This window comes from Paenibacillus sp. GCM10012306 (genome assembly GCF_042649265.1).
Taxonomy (GTDB): Bacteria; Bacillota; Bacilli; order Paenibacillales; family Paenibacillaceae; genus Paenibacillus_AQ.
Genome location: NZ_JBHRYW010000006.1, coordinates 13,932 through 33,402, shown reverse-complemented (window position 1 = coordinate 33,402; position 19,471 = coordinate 13,932). Strand labels below are relative to the sequence as shown.

Below are 19,471 nucleotides of genomic sequence, written 5' to 3'. Positions count from 1 at the left end.
ATGCTAATCGCAGTGCGAAACTCAGCGCCAAACACAATGCCAATCGCAGTACCATACTCAGCACCAAACATCGTACCAAATATAGTGCACTTCATTATCTTAAAGAAATTTACAGCAGAAAATCCGGAAATTTAAACGTGCACGCCTGCTGCCAGCAACCCAATTTCTTTAAGAGGATAACCGCTACAAAAGCCATACCGGTATGGGGACTCCATACCGTATGGCTTTTCCTAGTTCAGCATATCATATCCGCCTATATTTGGGGAACAGGCTTTAATCTTCTTTTTTGCTGAGCGAAGGCGCCGAGGATGGGCCATTCAGCTTGTTTTTAAGTGCAGCGAGTTGTTCTTCAACCTTCAGTTGCTTCTCAGCATCAACCGGATTGTAGGCTGCAGAAGGGGTGTATGGCGCACGCAGGACATCTGCTTCCGCTTCGAGCTGCATGATCTTCTCTTCCATACGATGGAATCCAAGGGATGCGCTACCGCTCTCGATGGAATGCACACTGCTGATTTGCGACATTTGCTTCTTGGCTTTGGCCATTTGAGCACGGGATACCAGTTCATTGCGTTTGTTACGCAGCTTGTAGAACTCATCCTTCATGTCATGCAGTTGCTGTACCAGGTCTTTAGCTTGAACTTCGGCTTGAGCGTGAAGCTGGCTGTACTCGGCTTCTTTTTGATCGAAGTAGATTTTTTCTTCCAACAGCTTGCGAGCCACTTCTTCTTGGCCGTTCTTCAGCGCCAGTTCTGCTTGGGCTCCGCGTTGTGCGGACATTTTAGCGGCTTCCTCTACACGTTGCTTCATGCGGCGCTCATTGGCCATTTGCTTCGCAACGGTTACTTCCGCTTCGTGAATCTCAGCCTCCATATCGCGCAGATACTGATTGAGCATTACAATCGGGTCCTCTACCTTATCCAACAAGTCGTTTACCGACGCTTTAGTCATATCCTTGATTCTTTTAAATACTCCCATGATTACACTTCTCCCTTCTCGTATTTAGACAGTTTTTGTTTAAGCTCTTCCACTTCTTTTTGCAGGGCTTTCTTCTCAATATCTTTCATCATGGCATCCAGACCGGAGTCTGGAGCAGAATATGCTTGGCTTTTCCCAAAATTAGGGTTGTGATTCGACTGACTTCCGTAAGGGTCGTGGCCGTATCCACCGTTCCCGCCATTGCCAGCGTGGCCTCCATGACCACCGTATCCGCCGTTGCTACCATGTCCGTGTGGACCGTGTTGATACCCACCATATGAACCACCTGGAGCTCCAGGTCCGGGGCCAAATGGATTATAATGCTGCTCTTTCGGAATAATCAGTGCGGCGATGATGTATACCGGAATGACCGTTCCGCCTGTGAACGGAATGCTGATCAGCAGCAGAATTCGGAATAATGTGGAGTCAATACCTATGGTTTCCGCCACACCGCCGGCTAGCCCGGTTACGACTCTGTCTCTTGTTGAACGATACAATCGGGTCATAGTACTACTCCTTTCCGCTATTGTTCAGCTTCTCCTTTAAGCGGGCCATTTCTCTTTCGAGTACAGTGGCTACCGTCTCACCAGCTTGCACTGCATATTCCTGACCCATGCGCCGAAGATCGCGCAGGCTTTTGGCTTCCAATTCCCAATCGTTCAACCGGTCATCTAGCCGTCCGAACATCTTGGGAACATCTCCACCATTGCCATAAGCACTGGCTCTTTGATTCATCCGTTGCTGCAAACGCAGCGACTCCATCCGTGCGGAGTAATATTGACGTTTGCTATATACGGTCTGGTATTCCAGCTTCAATTCATTGAGTTGTGATTCCAATTCATACAGTGATTCACGACTCTGCTCTAGCAGACCAGTGTATTGCTCCAGCTTTTCTTCGTGAATGATCTTCTCCTGCAAAGCGAGCTTGGCGAGATGGTCCTCACCGGCTTTGAGTGCCAGAAGTGCTTGCTCCTCACGTTTGTCTCTCATGGCAGTTGCCTGATTTACCTGATTCTGCAGTTGCTTCGTGTGCGAGGCATATTGCTGGTAAAGCCTTTCCGCTTCGCTGATTTCCTCCCGAGTTGAATGTAGAAATTGATCAATCAGCTTCACGGGATCCTGACTTTGCTCCAGACGTTCATTTAAGTTAGCTACAGTGATATCCCTCATGCGGCGAAAAACACTCATGATTTCCTGCTCCCTCCCTGCTTATATTCATTAAGTAAACTTATTTATTAGTAGGTACCCGATCTTTTTCCCTTCAATACCGAGATGCCCCAGACTACCAAAGCGATTCCCAGAAGCGGTCCAATGATCCAGGAAAGCTTCGCGATCAGAGACATGACACCGACGAACAATACTACCCAACCAATAAGCTTGTGACCTCTCTTGATTCCGTAGTACCCGAGAACAACCAGCAACACCGGGAACAACAATCTGAACATCCCGTGAATCAGAGGAAGCGCAATTCCCATCAGCATGAGGGCACCAATTACGATCAGTACAATCGCCAACCCGTTTCCTTGTCTTCTTTGCATTTTTTCTCACCGCCTTTCGTTGTCCTTAACCTTATGCTCTTATTCTAGGGCAATCTGCGTTCTTTCAAAACAGACCGGGGACGGTTTTTGGTACTGGACCTTAGACGGGGGAGGTATGGGACTGCAGGCTGTCAGAGAGCTGGACAGGTCCATAAATGACCTCATTTCTCTGCAAAAATGCGGGTTTTGGCCTGTTTTACAGCTTCACAAGAAAATTATGGAAAGTTATAATTAATCATCAACTTCATGTCCACTTGGTTAATCTCAGGCAATCAAAGGAGAATAAAAATGACAACCTTACTAATCGTCGAGGACGATCACAGTCTGAACAAGGGAATTGCGCTGACGCTCTCCCGAAGCGGATTCATCGTCAAACAGGCTTATGATATAGCGACAGCAAAATCCATCATGGCATCCCAGCAAATTGATCTGCTTATTCTGGATATTAATCTGCCCGACGGAAGCGGGCTGGACTTTTGCGAGAGTATTCGCACGGTCTCCAGAGTGCCGATTATCTTTTTAACCGCCAATGATTTGGAGCCTGATATTGTAACCGGATTCGAACTCGGAGGTGACGATTACATCACCAAGCCGTTTAGCCTGATGATTCTGCGAGCCAGAGTGCTTGCTGTACTGAGAAGAACAGACTCAGGCAATGAAGAACGAGTAACAATCGGTCCACTGTCCTTCAATTTTGGGAAGCTGGAATACTATAAACACAATCAGCCATTGATACTGAGCAGAACAGAGCATAAGCTGCTGAAGGTGCTCGTGGCTAACCCCGGGAACATTCTGACGAGAGAACAACTGATCAATCGAATCTGGAGCGAAGACGCAGATTTCGTGGACGAGAACGCGCTGACTGTAGCGATTAAACGGCTGCGGAGCAAGATTGAAGACGATCCCTCCTCTCCGCATTACATTAAGACCGTCTATGGTCTGGGTTATATGTGGACGAAAGAACAGCAGCTATGATGAAGAAATTCATGCAGCAGACCAGGCTGATTCATCTTCTTTTCACCATCTTCTTCATTATCATCGTATCGGTTTATACGGGTATCCATCTCTCGTTCTATGGGATGAATAGTAAACTCTTATATATCTCATTTCTGTTCATGGCATTAATGATTCTGCTGGGTGCTGCCTGGGTGTGGTTCCAGAAGCAGCAATTCACTGCTCATATACAAAAGGTAGACGACATTGTGGATGGAGCCATTCATGGACGTGACCAGCTGACCTTATATGAAGAGACTTCTTTATCCTCACTAGAACACAAACTAATCCGTTACATAGAGACATCAAAGGCAAGCGAGCAGAATATGGCTGCCGAGAAGAACATGATCAAGGAACTGCTATCTGACATTTCTCATCAGACCAAAACACCGCTCTCCAACATTATGGTCTACAGCCAGCTTCTTGAGGAGACTCCCCTACTAGATTCAGAGCCGCGGCATTTCGCCAGTCAAATCAAGACACAGTCGGCTAAGTTGGATTGGCTTATCCAATCCCTGATCAAAATGTCCCGGCTGGAGTCGGGCATGATCTCCCTTCATCCACAAGTCAGTAACATCATTTCGGCTATCACCCCAGCGGTAGCACAAGTATTTAATCAAGCGGAAAGTAAAGAGATCACGATCAGTATTAGCTGTGATTCAGAGATTGCAGCCCGCCACGATATGAAGTGGACAAACGAAGCCATGTTCAACCTGCTGGAGAACGCCGTAAAATACACAGCACCAGAAGGAAAAATCCATGTTGCAGCCGAGAGTAACGAGATGTTCGCAGTCATCGAAATTTCAGATACAGGCAGCGGCATCGCCCCTGTGGATCTGCCACATATCTTCAAGCGCTTCTATCGTGGGAAAAATGTGGGGGATGCAAAAGGTGTGGGGATCGGATTATTTTTAGCGAGGGAAATCATCACCGCGCAAGGTGGCTATATCAAGGTAAGCTCTACTCCAGGCCAAGGCTCAACGTTCTCCATCTTCCTCCCCCATAGGTGAATGTGTCAAAAACGACAGATTGCGGTCACGGTCCTGTCAGATTTGTTTGCTACTCTCTAGAGAGTGGACAGCTTTTACTTAACTTGGGAGGAATAAAGCATGCCGATTTTAAGAATGGAGCAACTGAAGAAGCACTATGGTAAGGGTGAAAATACAGTTAAGGCGCTGGACGGTATATCTCTGACCGTAGAAAAAGGCGAGTTCCTCGCCATTGTAGGCACCAGCGGCAGCGGCAAAAGCACGCTCCTGCATATGCTGGGCGGTCTGGACCGGGCCACGGAGGGTAAAGTCTATGTGGACGGTCATGATCTTTTTGCCATGAACGATGAGAAGCTGACGATTTTCAGGCGTAGATCGGTAGGCTTCGTATTCCAGAGCTATAACCTGGTCCCTATTTTGAATGTACGGGAGAATATTGTGTTGCCGATTGAACTCGACGGAGGAAGTATAGATGAATCTTACTTTGATTTGGTCGTTCGTACGTTAGGTTTACAAGCGAAACTGCAGCAGCTCCCCTCTCAACTGTCCGGCGGGCAGCAGCAGCGAGTGGCGATTGCCAGAGCTTTGGCGACCAAACCGTCAATCATTTTGGCGGACGAGCCTACAGGAAATCTGGATAGCAAGACCAGCCAGGAAGTGCTGATTCTACTGAAACAGATGAGTGAAAAGTTTAACCAGACCATCGTGATGATCACCCATAACGAGCAGATTGCTCAGACCGCGGATCGTATTATACGGATCGAAGATGGTATGATCGCCTCCGGTTCTGCCAGAAATCCAGAGGTGAGCGGCGCATGATCGTTACGAATAATCGCAAGATCATCACCCGCTTGGCCCAAAAAAGTCTGCGAGCCAACCCTGCACGCAATTGGGCTATCATTGGTGCCATCGTATTGACTACGCTTTTGATTACGGCCGTGTTCACCATGGCCCTCAGTATCAACCAATCGATGGAACGTGCGCAGATGCAGACCACCGGCAGTGATTTCCATGGGGGCTTTAAATATTTGAACCCTACTGAACTGAAAAAGCTTCGTGTACATCCTTCTATTAAGGAGTATGGAATTTCTCTTAAGGTGGGTGAAGTGAGCAACCCTCTCTTCAAGAATAACCGTGTTGAGGTTTTGCATGTTGACGAAAGCTATGCCAAGCATACCTTTGTCGATTTTATAGAGGGCGGGCTGCCGTCAGCCGAGAACGAGATCGTCTTGAACACCTGGGAACTGGACATGCTTGGGGCCAAACATCAATTGGGTGCAGTTGTGCGATTGGATATTGATACCGGTGAGAAGATCATTAGCCAGGACTTCACCGTCTCAGGATACTATGAAACAGATAAGAATCTGGCGATGTCCGGATTGGCTTTCGTATCTAAAGCCTTTACTGACAAATATATTTCTGGAATTGATCCTGACCACTCTGAAGCAACAGGTTCTTACGTTAATACTTCCAGTCTAGAAATAATGCTGGATAACTCCTTCCATATCGAGGAGAAAATAAAAGGGATCTTGGCTGACACTGGATTAAAAGTAGAATATGGTGTAAATCCGGCGTATGCCAGTGTCTCCCTCTTTAGCGATCTCATGAATATCCTTCCTTATCTCGTAGTTATTCTAATCACCATGCTCAGTGGCTATTTGCTAATCTACAATATCTTTTATATTTCCGTAGTGCGAGATGTGAAATTTTACGGACTACTGAAGACCATAGGCACCACCCCTCGGCAACTCAGAAAAATCATTCACACGCAGGCCCATTGGCTCTATCTGGTCGCCCTGCCGTTCGGGCTTGGGCTTGGCTATCTAGTGGGCCGCCTGATTACACCGATGGGCAACAGCTTTTCAAGCGACTCTGTCGGTACGGTATATTCCTCCAGTCCTTGGATTTTTGCAGGCGCAGCCGTATTCTCCTATCTAACGGTACGGATCGCGTCAAGCAAGCCAGGCCGAATGGCCGCACGCATTTCTCCGGTTGAGGCTGTGAAATTTGCCGGGGTCAGCAGCAGTATGAAGTCCAAGATCAAAAGATCAAGGCATGGAGCGAAATTGCATCGTATGGCTTTCTCTAATTTGCTCAGAAGTAAAAAGAAACTCGTATTGATGCTCTCATCGCTCTCACTCAGTATCGTCTTGTTCAGTACGATCTTCACGATAATCTCTTCGCTAGATGTGAATAAATATCTGGCAACCTTTATATCTGGAGATTTGCTTGTTCAGAATGAAGTGCTGACCAGCATCACAGGCGGACGTAATGGTGATCCTTACAGGCTAACGGAAGCATTCTCTGATCAGCTTGGCAGCATAGACGGGGTTGAATCCTTAGATAAAGTTTACTACAGGTATGAGCATCTACCTTTTGATGCTGCCTCCCGTGCTGTGCTGGAACCGTTAGCCGTTGGCGCTACTGCTGATTCCCCTATCTCCTGGACGATGAAGAATGGGAATATACCTGTCGACTTGTATGGAGTTGATCCGGGTTGGTATACGCTGGTAGATAAAGATATTATGGACGGAACATTTGATCAGCTAAAGTTCGATTCCGGCAAATATATACTAATTTCAACCGCCTCGCTTGGAGATGATTCCGAGCTGGATACCTATTATCATCCAGGAGATATCCTATCCTTTCCGACTCTCGGTAAAAGCTACGAAGTGATGGCCTTGTTGAAGCAGGACGGTATTTATGCCGCCACGACAAAACGTTATTCCGCATATGGCTTCAACGCCTTCCTACCTTCTTCAGAGTTGCAGGAGAACCCAGCCATGGAGAGCGATCCGGCTGTGATTGTCTCCGCCACACTTCATGTCGATCCAGCCAAGCTGGACACCGTGAAACAAGCGACCAAAGCGATCGTCCAATCTACAGACGAGCTGAGCTTAAAATCAAGAGAGGATTACAAAGCCGAACTTGGCGGATTCATTAATGTTTTTCAAACGATAGGGTACGGTCTTAGCTTTGTCATCGCCCTGATCGGTGTGTTGAATTATATTAATGCTGTGCTTACAGGCGTCCTCTCGCGCAAAAACGAGTTTGCTGTTCTGGAGAGTATAGGTATGACTAAAAAGCAGCTTAAGCGCGTTTTGATTTATGAAGGGCTGTACAACGTGCTGTTCACTGTACTTATAACCTCAACATTAGGTGTACTGCTAACCCATACCATTGCTAAAAGCATTACAAATGCTATGGCCTTTACTGTCTTTAGAATGAGCTGGCTGCCCTTTATCCTCACCGTGCCGGTGCTGCTAATTATCGCTTACACAGTAACCCTGAGCGCATATAAAACATTATCCCATGCTACGATTGTGGAGCGGCTGCGCGAAGCTGGGTAAGACATTGACGCAATAGCGTCCTGTACCCTGTTCAACGCAAAAAGGGCAAGCCCGGTTCACATCGGGCTTGCCCTTTTTCATATGAGATGAACAAAATAAATTAACAAACTTATCTTTTAAGCCTCTTATTTAAAAGCAGGCAATGCGATATCCGCATAATTGTCCTCAAGGAATTTCTTCACTTCAGGGCCGCTAATCGCCTTGGCCAGCTTCTGGATGGCTTCGGAGTCCTTGTTGTCCTCACGTGCTACCAGGGTAATCGCGAATTCGGAATCCTCGCTCTCTGTAATCAGCGCATCCTTGGTAGGTGTCAATCCCAGTGGTTTGGCATAGGCCGGAGTCATCGCTACCAGATCGGCATCATCCAGCATACGGGACAGCATTAGCAGATCTACTTCCTTGAACTTGAAGTTCTTCGGATTCTCAGTGATATCAGCCTGTGTAGCTTGAATGCCTACGCCTTCTTTCAGCTTGATCAGTCCGGCAGCTTCGAACATTACCAGAGAGCGGCCGATGTTTGACGGGTCATTCGCCATGACGAGTGTAGCACCTTCCGGCAGATCAGCGATGTTCTTATACCGTTTGGAATAACCGCCATAGATCGCGTTATACACCGGTTGAACAGGTACCAGATGTGCCCCCTTGCTTTCATTGAATTGCTTCATGTAAGGAACGTGCTGGAAGAAGTTCGCATCCACTTCCTTATTCGCCAGGGCTTCGTTCGGCTGTACGTTATCCGACAGCACCACGACTTCCATATCTACGCCTTCTTCTTTGAGCAGCGGTTTAACGATATCCAGAATATCCGTCATCGGTGGAATCAGCGAAGCCACTTTTATTTTTACAGGCTCAGCGCTTGCTTCTGCTGTTGCCGATGGTGCTGCTTCATTCACGGATGTATTTTTGTTCCCACAACCTGCCACGATCAATACCATTACTGCGAACAGTGCAATTATAGACTTTTTCATTAGTTTGATTACCCCCAGATTGATATTTGTATATAAGACGAACTTAAGATCCGAACTTAAAGCTCTATCGTCACTACGGTGGAATGTTTGGACTTCCGGTCGCTGTTGTCCCCAGATTTCTTATTTAATAACCGCTTCTAGCGGTTGAAATCTGGTGAGCTCATGCTTCCGACGCGAGCTTTCCTACGGAAAGCTTTCAGGCGAGCGCTTCGCTCCTCCAGTTCCAAACTTCCCCCTTCGTTCCTCCTCGCTTTTCGTTACTTTTTTGTTCGGCTTATAAAGATACAAGCCTTACTTCTTGTCCAGCAACCGCGCTATGGTACTGCCGCTGAACTGGACGATCTGGACCAGCACGATCATGATCACGATCGCATAAGCCATTACCTCGGTCTCATAACGCTGATAGCCGTAGCGGATCGCAAAGTCACCAACCCCGCCCCCGCCAACTACCCCCATCACCGTGGAAAAAGAGATGAAGCTGATGGTTGAGGTGGTTAATCCCAGCACCAGCCCTGAGCGGGCCTCAACATACAGAAATTTAAAAATCAGCCCCAGCTTGGAAGCTCCCATCGATAATGCCGCCTCCGTAGTTCCCCGCGGGATCTCCAGCAATGACTGCTCTACCAGACGAGAGTAGTAGGCAATGGCGACAATGGACAACGGAACTGTAGCTGCAATCGTCCCAATAGCCGTTCCCACAATCAGACGAGTCACAGGAATCAGTGCAACCACGAGCAACAGGAATGGGAAGGAACGCACGATGTTCACGACCGTGTTCAGCACCAGAGACAACGTCTTATTCTCATACAGCTGACCCTTGCGGCAAAAATAGAGCAGCGTTCCCAGCGGGAGGCCCAGCAGCACCGCCGCTCCTACGGAAATGCCGACCATAACAAAGGTCTCCCCGATAGACTGCCACATTTGTTCCTGGTATTTGAAGGCATTCTCAAGCATGTTCTTCCCTCACTTTGCCAAGAATCTGCTCCCGGTAGGAACCGGAGCTGCTTGCCGCAGGAAGGAATTCACCGTCCGCCCGGGAAAAGGTATCTACCATTCGTCCAGCCTCCATCACAGAGACATGGCTGCATAGTCTTTTGACGACATCCATCTCATGGGTAACGATAACGATCGTGACCCCAAGCTTCTCGTTGATATGCTGCAGCACCCCAAGAATCTCCGCCGTCGTTGCTGGATCAAGCGATGATGTGGGTTCATCGCACAGCAGCAGTCCCGGATGATTCGCCAGCGCACGGGCAATGGCTACCCGCTGCCGCTGCCCTCCACTGAGCTGAGCGGGATACTGTCCGGCTTTGTCAGCCAGTCCTACAAAACGCAGGCATTCCTCCACCCGCTCCGCGCGTTCACGCTTCGAGACACCAGCCAGTTCCAAAGGGATGGAGACATTGCGGCTAACTGTCACGTTCGATACAAGATTGAACTGTTGAAAAATCATGCCGATCTTCTGCCGTTCTTGTCGCAGCAGCTTCTCCGGAAGCAGTGTCATCTCTCGACCATTTAAGCTAACGGTGCCTTCATCCGGACGTTCCAGTAGATTGATCAAGCGCAGTAATGTAGACTTTCCCGCCCCGCTTGCCCCGATAATTCCGTGTATAGATCCCTTTTCAACCTCAAGCGTGACACAGTCTACCGCCTGATACACGCCATCCTTTACTTCAAAGCTCTTGCTTATACGGCTCAGTGACAGCATGTGAATCCCCTCCTTCCCATGCCTTACGGCAGCAGCGAACGATCAGGTAAATATTGTACTATAAATATTCAAAAACTGTTTTATTCAAAATCTCCTTAAATAATAAGGTATTTCATCGTCTGTGTCATTAATTTTCTTAAAATGATTTATACTCTTTTGGAAAGGCCCCATGAATACGAAAAAAATCCCCACCGCGAGAATGAATCGCGAAGAGGATTTTTGTAATATAACCCGATCTGCTTACTGCTATACCACATACTTTAACAACGTCTGTACATTTACACATCTATACAGCTTGTAGATCTACACATCATAGTCTGCTACATAGCTCTGCAATTCTGTATTGTAATAACCAATACTCCATTCCATCGCTGTTCCCTGCTCATTAAAGGAATAACGCGTTCTCTTCAGCACATGGCTATTGCCTGGCAGACGAAGATTCTCTTTCACCTCCGGCGGGGCGAGAGCCACAGCGAATTCATCTCGCAACCTGTCGGGTAAAATGCCCTGCTCCTCAAGCCAATCATAGAGAGAACGTCCGCTTAAGCTGGATAACTCCAGTTCCTCTACGGTCATGCTCAGATAATGCGTATAATAAATGTAGGGCGCATCGTTAAGGAAAAAAATACGATCCAGCTTCAGACAACGCTCGCCGAACAACCGATAAGGCTCGCTGCCTTCTACACACAGATGCACCTCTGCACGCAACCACTCCTTGCGGATGGTATGCCCTGCCTCCACGAGAATTTCCGTGAAATGCTTCCACTTGGATAGCCGGGAGATCTCCTTGTTGCGAATGACCTTGGTGCCTCTCCCGCTGCCTTTTTCCAGAAACCCTTCCTGAACCAGCTCCTGCACAGCCCCTCGGACGGTAATCTTACTGACGGCAAATTCCTTCTCCAGATTCGGCTCTGAAGGAATGATTGACCCTAGCGGGTACACACCGTAAAGAATTCGTTCTTTTAAAATATGCTTAATTTGCAGGTATAACGGTCTGTCTTGCCTCGACAAACTCATGTCAAATTCCACTACCTTTCCACATCGCCTACGGCTTCCGTCATTGCACGGAGAATATCTCCTTCCGAAGCCTTCGGCGTATCGCCGGAGATCGTATGGGCTAGCATGCCCGCCACTGCCGCGAACCGGACGGTTTGCATCGCGGGCCAACCCTCCAGCTCTCCATGAATAATTCCACTCGCGTAAGCATCTCCTGCACCGATTCTATCATATACAGAGAACCTTAGGGGATCAGCGAATACCAAACTTTGGTCCTTATATATGTAACCGAGCAATGAATGGGTATTGTCCCCGTGGATTTCCCGGTGGGTTCCAGCAATGACCTGAATGCCGTATTGGCTGGCTACATCCGGAATGAGTTCTTCAAGCTGCGCCTTACGACACTCCTTGGCCGTGCTCATCCCTAGCGTCAACAAGGCGTCTTTCTCGGTCATTATAACGATGTCTGCTAGTTTCAGCATATCCTCATAATATGGCTTAGCCCGGGTATGGCTTTCCGCTCCCCAGAGCGACGCGCGGTAGTTGCAATCGAAAATCACCAGTCCTCCCTGCGCTTTCACAGCCAAGGCTAGTGCCTTCATATGATTTCGAACAGCATCGTTCATAGCCAGCGTAATCCCACAGAAATGAATGGCAGCGATAGATTGGGCAATCCCGCCATAATCATATGTGCCTTCGGGTGCTCTATTAAAGCTGCTCTCCAAACGATTGGTATAGGTTACCCGGCCGGGACGAACTCCAAATCCATTTTCGAGAAAATACATGCCCATATAATCTCCACCCCGCTGGAGGAATTCTGTGGTGATTCCCAGTCCCCGCAATTCGGCGGCCGCAGCGTCTCCGACCGGGTTGTGTGGTAAGCGCGAGATCAGGCAGCCCGTATGCCCGAAGTTGGCCAGCGCTGACAACACATTCACACCAGTTCCGGAAAAAGAGTAGCGCAGCATATTGCTCTGGGACAGCAAATCATGGCCTGGCACCTGCAGGCGCATCATGACCTCGCCGAAGGCGGCAATCTTTTTAGGCATAGGCGTTAGCCAGCTTTTTCATCATTTGCAGCAAGGTCTGCACGTCGTCTATATTCGTCTTGCCAGATGCCTTGTCAATAATCGAAGAGTACACATGGGGGATCACCTGCTGCACTCCGGCTTCCAGAGCGATTCGTAGAATGGCTTCGAAATTCTCCATGTCAATGCCGCCTGTTGGCTCGAGGGCAAAGTTCTCCTCGGCACAGGCCTTGGCTACAGCACGATACTCCTCTACAAGCTTCAGGCCTTGCATCGGAAAATATTTGATCGCATTCCCGCCCATATCCCGGATTAACGCAATCGCTGCTTTCACCGGTACGATGGCGTGTTCCTCTCCTGCCGCACTCCAAGGACCTGTTGAGATATTGACGTAGCCCGGTCGGCCTGTGGGTGACACCAGACTGTTGATCCAGCCCTCTGTACCCCCAAGATTGGCCCGGGTAGCTCCCACGGCGGGGAATACCTGATTGATATGACTTCCCCCGTAATGCTTAGCAATCTCGGCAACCACAGCCGCCTGGCGGTTATCTCCGGCACCAAGCCCAATCGACACGGCGTCATCAATCTCCTTACCGTATTCGCGCATCGCATTCACGGCTTCCTCTACTGTTTTATAGTTTTTGGAAAGGACGCCTACCAGAACATATCCTTCTGCCGCTTCATAAAGAGCTTTGGCATTCTCAATATCCTTCGCTAGTACATTTAAAGCCACCCTATGGTTATAGAAGCGTTTTGCAATATTAGACATGTTATTTTCCTCCTGCCAGTTTATAAATTTCGGCTTGGATAACCTGGATGTCATCACCCAGCAGCGGACGCGGATCAATGTCAAAATAGCCTTGCCTTGCCCCGTAGTCCCGTGTATATATGGCAATATCGCCCTCTTTCAACTTTTCCACCGCAGTTACTGCGCTAATTCCAGTCTGTGCCTGATCCAGATGCACGCGTCCCCGATAGATTGCCCGTCCTGCCTCGTCCTGCACAATCGTTACCTTCACGCCAGGTACCTCGTTCAGCGTAAGCAGGGTTTGCAGCATCTCTTTTTCCTGTTCGCTGCGGTCTTCCTTAAGGATGTATTCGTCCAGCGCTTGGAGCAGTCCAAAGGCCGTCTCCTTGCCCACCTTCATGCTCCGCCCTATACCATGCAGCTGTACCTTCAGCCATTCAACATATGTACGCCGCCCGGCAACGATGCCGGAGGTCGGACCTTCAATCGCTTTAGAACCGCTATAGATAGCTAAGTCAGAGCATTTCACGTACTTGTGGAGATCTTCCTCAGCTGCTGCATCGACGATTAGAGGAATACCCCGCCGCTGGGCGATTTCCCAAGCTTCATCGACAGAGATCATATTTTTTTGGACCGCATGATGTGATTTCACATAGAGAATAGCTGCGGTGTTATCGCTGATAGCATCCTCAATATGCTGGCCTCGGCCTTCGTTGGCATACCCAACCTCGACTAGTTTCCCTCCGCCCAGGTATACCATCGTTTCCACAGGTGCACCATATTGCACATTGTGACCTTTGAGAATGATGATCTCATTTCGCTGAATCTTATCCTGATGCAGGCGCTCACTGATGCGGCGGTTGCCTTGCGTCACCAAGGCGGCTACCGACAGTGCGATTCCGCTAGAAGCTGAGTTCACAATCACTGCGGCTTCGGAGCCAAGAATTCGTGCAATATAATCGCCACCCTTATCGACTAGATCGGCAATTTCCACATAGCTCTGCCCACCTTTTTTCATAGCCTCCATAACGGTATCGCTGGGTGCAGATACGCCTAATATGCTCATGCGTCCGCTGGCATTAATAACCCGCTTAAGCCCGTACTTCGCATTCAAAGAATTCTCCATGTGCAACAGCTCCTTTAACCTGGATTAGTTGATCTGCTATTCTTTGCTCTCCTTCGGAATCCACCAATACGGCTGGCCCTTTCTCTACGGTGAACAATGTAAGGTTGGCAGGCTCTCCGATCCCTATCCGGCCCAGCTCCGGCTTGCCGAGCCATTCCGCTGCTCGTGTAGTGACCGCCGCAAGTGTATCTTCTAGCGAATAACCCAAGTAGAGAAATTTGGATAACACATTTGCCAAGATGTAGACTGGCCCGTTCAACCGATTGCCGCGATAAATATCGGTGCTGATGGTATCCGGCGGAATCCCGTGACGCTTCGCCGCTTCAGCGATTTTGAAGGAAAAGCTTGCCGTACCGTGACCCACATCCAGATGAACGCCTCGCGCTATCGCCTCTTGCAACACTTTCAGGGGTTGCCCCTCTTCGTCGAAGAGATTATTGCTCTTGCCATTCAGATAATGAGTGATAATATCTCCACGTTTAAGCAGCGGCACTACTTCTTCGATCTCCGGGGGACCTGAGCCGATATGCACCATGAGTGGCAGCCCTGTCTCGTCAGACAACTCTCGGGCTCTGCGCAGCGGTTCAATGCCCATCTCTCCTACCACGCTCCTGCTGATTCTCGCCTTTAGTCCAACGATGAATGAACGATTCTTCAGCATGGATTCCTGAACACTGACATTGTCGATCCATTCTGGCCGGGACAATTCATCCACTCGCTGCAATCCGATTCGGGAAATGTTCAGAAAAGCAAACACACGTGTCTTCGCATTCCTTGCGCTGTCGGCAAGCTCGGCGATTCGGTCGCTTCCGCAGCTCCCCGCATCGACAATAGTTGTAACGCCCTGCTTGACCCCAATCTCGTCTATTTCGTCACCATAGGGGTGAAGTTCAGAACAGGCATGCACATGCATGTCAATCCAGCCGGAGCTTACAAAAGCACCTCCCCCGTCCCACTCTCGCAAGCCTCGGCCTGCCCCAGGTTCCGTAATGTCCGCAATTCGCCCATTCTCCACGACGATATCCAAGGCCTGCCCGCTGATGCTTTTTAAATTACGCAGTACGAGCCTTTCATTCAATTCTTCCACCTCATTCATTATAACGTTATAATGTTTAATGATAGAAAGGTACTACGGATCAACGATTTTCTTACTCCTATCATATTCAAGTTACCGATATCTGACAAGTGCTTTGCGGGAAGCGTGGTGGTTTCGCGGATTTACTAAATCTTCAGCTGAGCGGAACCACTATTCACTTGCTCATACATTCAGCCACCTCTTCTCTTACTTTCGTTTGCTAGCACGCAAGAAGCCGTGAGGCTGCCCTCACGGCTTCTTCCCTACTACTTTTTACACATCCCTCTCCCATTACTGCTGATCATTTTTCTTGCTTAGCGAAGTGAGCTTAAATGTTTGTGTTGCAAGTTGCTTCCGCTGCCCTTGGAATTCATCGTATACATTCAACCGAATTGCTCCTCCGCCCAGCGTCTTATATCCATCACTTATTAACGACAGTGTATATCGCTTAAAGCTCCCTACCTGAAGCTCTGTACCGAAATTTAGCGTCTGAGACATGGACTGTCCCAGCGGATCAACGAGTTCCAGCACAAGCTTATGCTCATATGGCCCGGCTTCATAGAGATTGCTGACCTCAAGATTATAATTCAACACTGCATTCAGCGTATCACTACCTACAGTAACTGTGGCATTTGCATCCGTAATGGATAGCGTATATGGAGACATATTTATACCCAGCAGATTGTTTTGCGGCTCCGCAGTAACCATGTTCAGCCCCAGCGACACCGTGTTGATATAACCGGCAGGTTTGCCACCGGGAGAAGTTAGCTTGCCATCAGCGACCCCTGCGCCCAGATACAGTACCAGCTTTGCGGGGTCCACATTCGCGGGAATCTTGCTCCAGACGGTCACCAAGCTTTTCCCATTAGGACCTGGAGGGGTTTCCGACTGGCTGACCTTGGCCTCATAGTAGTAACTGTCCTGCGTCTTATAGTACACCACAAGCTGCGCCTGATCGGCTTTGCGCTTCTCCTCATTTGTCATGACCAGCTCTGTGTACATGATATTGGAGCCAGTGCCGGGATAGACAGTGGTATGGAGTTCAGCCACCTCTGCTTTTTTCCCGGCTAACTCCAGCTTGAAGGGACTGAGGGGTGCGATCTCTTTCACCTGATTATACAGTTGGGTGGTGTTCAAGGTCAGGAAGTTCTCCTTCTCCTCTCTTACCGTTTCCTGGAGCTCAATCTTTAAGTGATTGAATGTATAAGCATAAGGAACCTTGAACAGAACGTAGACGGCAGCCGTTTCATTGGGAGCCAGAATCGTTTGCGTGTCTTCCGTAACTACCTGCGAAGTATCGCTAACATTGTTGCCCTCAGCCATCACAACTCCTTTAAGGGTAGGCAGCTGCACAGAAGTGGATTGAAGATTGCGAATGTTGATTTTGACCACCATTTGGTCTTTATCAAGCCATGGCAGCCGTTGAACATTTACCAACTTCACACCAAACTTGCCCTGATTGTTATCAACCATATATTCTGAATCCTGCCACTGGTTACTTTGCAGCGAATAAGGGATCTGATAATAGGCCGTCGGGAAAATAATCTTCCCCTCCGCAGCAGGCTCTACCAGTTGCAGCTGCAGTTTACCCTGATTTACCGATAAAGGAACCTCGGCTGAGAGGTCGATGGTCTTCTCTTCCAGCGGCTTTAGGGTCAGACTCGCGAACGCCTTGGAGTCTACCGGGAAGCTGAAGCCTTCTGACGCTTTCACTTCAAGCTTATACGCAGGTAGCGTAACGGATTTGTTGCCGCTATTTTTCAACCGGAATTTTAGCTCCCACTTGGCTGAAGCGCCGCTTGCAGCTACCTTGGCACTTTTCAGCTCGGTTTCTACGGTGTTATTGCTGATCAGAATCTTCTTAACCACGGTACTAGGAACCACGAGATTTGGAGTAATAGCTGTCGGAAGATTATAGGTGGCTACCGGCAGCTCGATCTTAAGTGTACTGTCCTCCTGGGAGAACTGTAGGCGCATTCTATCTGTTTTAATATAGGAAGGAATTTCCGTCAGGAAAAAGATCGTTTTCTTCTCCTTGGGCTGCACTTTATGATTCGCTCCTGCCGTATCATCCAAGGATAGCTTGAAGATCGAGCCTCCCGCCGAGGCAAGGTATCCTTTTAAATTCAAGTCTTCAAGGGTCTTCGTGCCGAGATTGGAGAAGCTGATGCCTACTTTTGCATATACTTTTCCATTGTACTTGTAGATCTGCAAGCTTTCTGCCTTAGTGCTAACCGGCTGATTGTTCAGTATAAGATTCTGGCTCTGATCTTGAGGAACGATGATGGAATAAGTAGCAGGAACAGTAAAGGTGCCCAGTTGTCTACGGAAATCCGCACTGTTGAAGTCCCAGGTGTACAAGGAAATTTTCATCCCGTTAATCTTGTTAGCCTTGCCGATATTCACATAGTAAGTGACACTCTGAGTAGATTTAGCAGGAATAGCTTTGGCATATGTACTGCTAGTCACCGTATTTCCCTGGACAACGGTACCTCCCGGTGTAGTCACTTTATTGAAATAGTCTTTTAAAAGAACACTGCTATTAGTACCATTCGTATAGCTGAACGAGTAGGTCAATATATTACCGTTGTCCTGCTCCATCAGATTGACATCGGTCAATTTGACGCTAACCCCATTCTTCAGGAGTATCGTCCCGAGCTGATCCAGTGTAAAACCTTGAGGTGCAGTTGGAGCAGCACTTGCAGTAATCGCGTGACCCCCATAGCCCGCTGCCTGGATAAAAAGAATTGTACAGAGCAGTATGGCCGCACCAGTCGTTCTAAGTTTGTTCATTACACTCCCTCCCGCTTCCAGTATTACTTATTTGATTCTAATTCGATTCCCCTCCTGTAAGGGTTCACTTGATTCCACAATCAGTTCGTCATCCTTCAAAAGCCCGCCCAGAATAATCGTTTCTTTTTCCACGGTGTCACCTTTAACAACATACGCCTTTTGAACAGTGTAAGTTGTTCCAAGGGTGCCTCTATTCTCACGGACCACCCACACATAGTTACTCTCTCCATCACGCTTGATCAGCTCATTCCGAATTACCAGGCCTTGCGCAGCGGGCTCCTTCTTTATGGCTATCGAAGCCTCTTCATCTCCCTCGGTTCCTTCCGCCGGCAGCGTCATAATGATTTTCCGCTTATTCGTGCTCTCAGGCGCATTTTGCTCGCCCTCTCCTTTGTCATTTGGGCCTGGGACTGAAGAGGCAATCGTGATTTTAGATAGCGTGCCAGTGAATTTCTCACTTTCTTTTCCTTTCAATTGAACAGGAATCTTCTCATCCTGCTGCAGCATTGCTGCCGCATCCTTATCTAATGTGAAAGAAAATTCATACCCTTCACTCAGTTGGACCATTGTCATGAGCTTTTGCCCCTGCCCAATCATCATTCCTCGCTCTGCTGGCAGTTCAATAATTCTTCCATCAAACGGAGCGTGGACTGCACGGCTTTTGCCTAGCTCGCGTTTTAGCCGTTCTATATTGCGCTGGAGGCTGTTCCGATCCAATGTGTTGATATCCAGCTCCCGTTTGGCACTGATCATCCCTTCTTCGTCTTCGGCATTGCCAGCGGCAATATACTGCTCCTTCAGCTTTTCCCGGTTCAAGTCATGTTTCTTAAGTTGGTATTCCGCATCTATCAGCTCTTCTTGCGACTTGGTGCTGTCGAAAGTCACTAGCAGCTGTCCTTTTTTTACGCGCTCCTTCTCCTTCACATGCACTTCGCTGATCAGCCAGCCGTTATCACTGTTCAATGTCTTCACTTTCTTCGGGGTGAGGATGCCGCTGCCTTTAATATGATGCACCAGACGCTTACTTGAAGGTTTCTCGGTGGTCACTTTCGGCAGCATTGCCGTCTCTAGGGTATTACTGAATAATGTTAGACCGGCCAGCAGCACAAAGAATAGGATTAACCCTATACTTGCCCAGCGTTGTTTTCCCTGCAGTAACATCTGCTGCTCCTCCATTTCTTCCT

18 protein-coding genes are annotated in these 19,471 nt (G+C 48.5%); 4 read left to right on the top strand and 14 right to left on the bottom strand.

Annotation, left to right across the window (positions count from 1 at the left end):
- Positions 1 to 273: 273 nt before the first annotated feature.
- The 4 genes from ACFORK_RS14635 to ACFORK_RS14620 are packed head-to-tail and all read right to left on the bottom strand — an operon-like array spanning position 274 to position 2,513.
- Complete coding sequence (locus ACFORK_RS14635; protein ID WP_379200071.1) at positions 274 to 975, bottom strand: PspA/IM30 family protein; 702 nt, start codon at positions 973 to 975, stop codon at positions 274 to 276.
- A 2-nt stretch (positions 976 to 977) separates the two neighbouring features.
- A complete protein-coding gene (locus ACFORK_RS14630) occupies positions 978 to 1,481 on the bottom strand; it encodes a PspC domain-containing protein (protein WP_379200069.1) in 504 nt (167 codons plus the stop codon).
- A 4-nt stretch (positions 1,482 to 1,485) separates the two neighbouring features.
- Positions 1,486 to 2,163 (bottom strand): PspA/IM30 family protein, encoded by a 678-nt coding sequence (locus ACFORK_RS14625; protein ID WP_379200067.1) that lies wholly within the window; start codon positions 2,161 to 2,163, stop codon positions 1,486 to 1,488.
- Between the two features lie 47 nt (positions 2,164 to 2,210).
- Positions 2,211 to 2,513 carry a hypothetical protein gene (locus ACFORK_RS14620; RefSeq protein ID WP_175369873.1) on the bottom strand — a complete coding sequence of 101 codons (303 nt, stop codon included), beginning with the start codon at positions 2,511 to 2,513 and terminating at the stop codon, positions 2,211 to 2,213.
- 288 nt (positions 2,514 to 2,801) lie between these two features.
- On the opposite strand from ACFORK_RS14620, the gene ACFORK_RS14615 reads away from it, so the two are divergent.
- The 4 genes from ACFORK_RS14615 to ACFORK_RS14600 all read left to right on the top strand — a co-directional run bounded on the left by ACFORK_RS14615 (position 2,802) and on the right by ACFORK_RS14600 (position 7,845).
- On the top strand, positions 2,802 to 3,488 hold the full coding sequence (locus ACFORK_RS14615) for a response regulator transcription factor (protein WP_379200064.1): 687 nt from the start codon (positions 2,802 to 2,804) through the stop codon (positions 3,486 to 3,488).
- A gap of 11 nt (positions 3,489 to 3,499) precedes the next feature.
- Positions 3,500 to 4,516, top strand: a complete 1,017-nt coding sequence (locus tag ACFORK_RS14610) for a sensor histidine kinase (protein WP_379200062.1) — start codon at positions 3,500 to 3,502, stop codon at positions 4,514 to 4,516.
- Positions 4,517 to 4,615: 99 nt separating this feature from the next.
- Entirely contained in the window at positions 4,616 to 5,314 is a 699-nt protein-coding gene (locus ACFORK_RS14605; RefSeq protein WP_379200060.1) for an ABC transporter ATP-binding protein, read from the top strand.
- A complete protein-coding gene (locus ACFORK_RS14600) occupies positions 5,311 to 7,845 on the top strand; it encodes an ABC transporter permease (protein WP_379200058.1) in 2,535 nt (844 codons plus the stop codon). Before ACFORK_RS14605 ends, ACFORK_RS14600 begins: the two co-directional genes overlap by 4 nt.
- Before the next feature lie 125 nt (positions 7,846 to 7,970).
- Here ACFORK_RS14600 and ACFORK_RS14595 read toward each other — a convergent pair whose 3' ends face one another.
- The 10 genes from ACFORK_RS14595 to ACFORK_RS14550 form a co-directional block, all read right to left on the bottom strand.
- Positions 7,971 to 8,813 (bottom strand): MetQ/NlpA family ABC transporter substrate-binding protein, encoded by an 843-nt coding sequence (locus tag ACFORK_RS14595; protein ID WP_379200056.1) that lies wholly within the window; start codon positions 8,811 to 8,813, stop codon positions 7,971 to 7,973.
- Positions 8,814 to 9,104: 291 nt separating this feature from the next.
- Positions 9,105 to 9,767, bottom strand: a complete 663-nt coding sequence (locus ACFORK_RS14590; RefSeq protein WP_379200054.1) for a methionine ABC transporter permease — start codon at positions 9,765 to 9,767, stop codon at positions 9,105 to 9,107.
- Positions 9,760 to 10,521, bottom strand: a complete 762-nt coding sequence (locus ACFORK_RS14585; RefSeq protein WP_379200052.1) for a methionine ABC transporter ATP-binding protein — start codon at positions 10,519 to 10,521, stop codon at positions 9,760 to 9,762. The genes ACFORK_RS14590 and ACFORK_RS14585 overlap by 8 nt, the downstream gene beginning before the upstream one ends.
- 303 nt (positions 10,522 to 10,824) lie before the next feature.
- The gene (locus tag ACFORK_RS14580; protein WP_379200050.1) at positions 10,825 to 11,538 is read right to left on the bottom strand and encodes a GntR family transcriptional regulator; all 714 of its coding nucleotides are present in this window, start codon (positions 11,536 to 11,538) and stop codon (positions 10,825 to 10,827) included.
- 11 nt (positions 11,539 to 11,549) lie between these two features.
- Entirely contained in the window at positions 11,550 to 12,566 is a 1,017-nt protein-coding gene (locus ACFORK_RS14575; RefSeq protein WP_379200048.1) for a sugar kinase, read from the bottom strand.
- A complete protein-coding gene (dagF, locus tag ACFORK_RS14570; protein WP_379200046.1) occupies positions 12,559 to 13,314 on the bottom strand; it encodes a 2-dehydro-3-deoxy-phosphogluconate aldolase in 756 nt (251 codons plus the stop codon). The genes ACFORK_RS14575 and dagF overlap by 8 nt, the downstream gene beginning before the upstream one ends.
- A 1-nt stretch (position 13,315) precedes the next feature.
- Positions 13,316 to 14,419, bottom strand: a complete 1,104-nt coding sequence (locus ACFORK_RS14565) for a DgaE family pyridoxal phosphate-dependent ammonia lyase (RefSeq protein ID WP_379200044.1) — start codon at positions 14,417 to 14,419, stop codon at positions 13,316 to 13,318.
- The gene (locus ACFORK_RS14560) at positions 14,385 to 15,497 is read right to left on the bottom strand and encodes an amidohydrolase/deacetylase family metallohydrolase (RefSeq protein WP_379200042.1); all 1,113 of its coding nucleotides are present in this window, start codon (positions 15,495 to 15,497) and stop codon (positions 14,385 to 14,387) included. Before ACFORK_RS14560 ends, ACFORK_RS14565 begins: the two co-directional genes overlap by 35 nt.
- Before the next feature lie 288 nt (positions 15,498 to 15,785).
- Entirely contained in the window at positions 15,786 to 18,287 is a 2,502-nt protein-coding gene (locus ACFORK_RS14555; RefSeq protein WP_379200040.1) for a hypothetical protein, read from the bottom strand.
- Between the two features lie 27 nt (positions 18,288 to 18,314).
- Complete coding sequence (locus tag ACFORK_RS14550; RefSeq protein WP_379200038.1) at positions 18,315 to 19,448, bottom strand: efflux RND transporter periplasmic adaptor subunit; 1,134 nt, start codon at positions 19,446 to 19,448, stop codon at positions 18,315 to 18,317.
- Between the last annotated feature and the right edge of the window lie 23 nt (positions 19,449 to 19,471).